1 protein-coding gene and 2 pseudogenes are annotated in these 2,097 nt (G+C 71.1%); 2 read left to right on the forward strand and 1 reads right to left on the reverse strand.

Annotated features, from left to right (window positions below; all coding sequences use genetic code 11):
• Window positions 1-133 (forward strand): annotated as a pseudogene (locus tag G6023_RS16020) (oxidoreductase); the annotation flags it as partial.
• Window positions 134-595: 462 nt separating this feature from the next.
• Here the strand turns inward: G6023_RS16020 and G6023_RS13165 are convergent.
• On the reverse strand, window positions 596-1,429 hold the full coding sequence (locus tag G6023_RS13165) for an HAD family hydrolase (protein ID WP_096906146.1): 834 nt from the start codon (window positions 1,427-1,429) through the stop codon (window positions 596-598).
• A gap of 317 nt (window positions 1,430-1,746) precedes the next feature.
• Between G6023_RS13165 and G6023_RS13170 the strand changes: the two are divergent.
• Window positions 1,747-2,097 (forward strand): annotated as a pseudogene (locus G6023_RS13170) (chromosome partitioning protein); the annotation flags it as partial.

Here is a 2,097-nt window from a genome sequence, read left to right on the forward strand (position 1 = left end):
ACACCGGGCCGCCCTGCAGGGATACATGAGCGGCACCGAGGAGGGCGTGACCGAATGGCTCCTCCATTGCTGTAGAGCCCTCGAGGCCGGCGCGCGCGAGGCCACCTCGATCGCCGACGCAGCCGGGGGCTAAGCGGAGCGCGCCGGTGGCCGAACGGGCCGGGCGCGCGCGAATGGCGGGCCGACCGGAGTCGACCCGCCAATTCACTGCGGTGCATCGAGAGATCCGGGTACCAAGCGTCCTGTGATCCGCCGTGTCGCCGGTCCGGGACAACCGTCGGTGACAGCTGGCGCGGACCCACGGCTGGTGTTGCCTCTCGGGCGTTATCCGTCGCGTGGGTTTCCGAATGTCGATGACGGTGAGGAGGGCGGGGGGCCGTGACTTCTCTTCCGTCCCGGTCCTGGCGTCTTCACCACCGTGCCCTGAGCATGCCGCCTGTGACCGGCCCGGGGCGATGGTGGGATCGCACAAGGAACACGGGAACTCGTGGGGGAGTCCGGCTATCGCCCGTGCCCGTCGCCGACGCCGATGATGAGGTGTTGCCGACGCACCGCACGGGCCCGCCCCGCCGCCGCGCGCACCCGATGGTGCGCGCTACCGCCCCGCGTGTCGCGCGGCCCGGACGAACGACACGGTGGCGGACCCCACGGCCAGGACGATGGCCGCCACCCCAACGATCGGCCCGGTCGCCCGTTCGAGCGTGGGCAGCAGCGGAGTGGGGTTCTCGAACGTCAGGATCGGCCAGCCCCGCTCCAGCGCCTCGCGCCGCAGTGCGCGGTCGGGGTTGATGACCGTCGGGTGGCCGACCATGTCGAGCATGGGCAGGTCGGTGGAGGAGTCCGAGTAGGCGTAGCTCGCCTCGAGGTCGTAACCGTAGCGCTCCGCGAACGCGCTGATCGCCTCCGCCTTGCCGGGACCCTGGCAGTAGAACTCGATCGATCCGCCGTAGCGGCCGTCAGCGTCCCGGTTCATCCGCGTGCCGGCGTAGTGGTCCACGCCGAGCATCCGGGCGATCGGCGCCACCAACTCCTCGCCCGAGGCGGACACGATCACCAGGTCGTGGCCCAGCGCGCGGTGCTCGGCGAGCAGGTCCTGGGCCTCGGCGTACACGGTCGGGGAGACGGTCTCCTTGAGTCCCTCGGTGACGATCCGCTCGACCTGCTCGGGCGACCACCCCTTGGTGGCGGTCGCCATGGCCTGACGCACCTTCTGCATCTGCTCGTCGTCGGCGTCGGACAGGCTGAACGCCAGCTGCGTATAGGCCAGATCGATCACCGACCGTCGCGACAGCAGTCCCTCGCCGAGGAACGACTTGTTGAACGCGAACACCGAGGAGGTCGCGATGATCGTCTTGTCCAGGTCGAAGAACGCAGCGACCCGGCGAGGGCGGTGCGACATCCTGGGGCCCGGTGGGCGTGGGGCGGACACGCCCCAACGATACGGTTCTTGTGCTGGCGACGCAGATGGGCGATACTGACGGTGCCCGTGATGGGCATCCCCCTAAGGTGCTCAGTTCATCCCCCCGAGAACTGACACTTCTGAGAGACCGCCGCACCCCCTGCCGCGGTCTCTCGCATTTCGCGGGCTCGGCTGTACCGGACAGCTGCCGACGCGCCCACCGCACAGTGCCCTCGCGAGCTTTCCCCGCGGCACGTTGTCCACAGCCCCGTCCCCCTCCACAGGCGGGCCGCCGTGGGCCTCCGCGGAGCGGTCGACGGGCGGGTGGATGCGCGAGGCTGAGCCCCGTGAACACGACTACGAGAGCGCGGTCCGTCGCGGTGGACGTCGCGGACCCCGATCTGGACGCCGACGTGCGTGCCGTCCTGGCCGCCCTCGCCCTGGACACGGACACCCGGGCCGGGAACCACTCCGAGGTGGTGGTCACCGATCGCGCGGACGCCGTGGTGGATACCGGTAGGTCACGCGTCGTGCGGGTGGGGTCTGACCGCGACCGGGGCGACGACGACGAGGTGGTCCGCCTGCCGTCCGGCACCGGCGATCTCGTGGGTGCGCTGCTCGCGCCGGTGCGTACGCGGTCGGGTCCGCTGATCGTGGTCGCCGGCGCGGTGGGCGGCTGCGGGGCCAGCACCCTCGCG

The sequence above is a fragment of the Dietzia sp. DQ11-71 genome, from assembly GCF_014144995.1.
Taxonomy (GTDB): domain Bacteria; phylum Actinomycetota; class Actinomycetes; order Mycobacteriales; family Mycobacteriaceae; genus Dietzia; species Dietzia kunjamensis.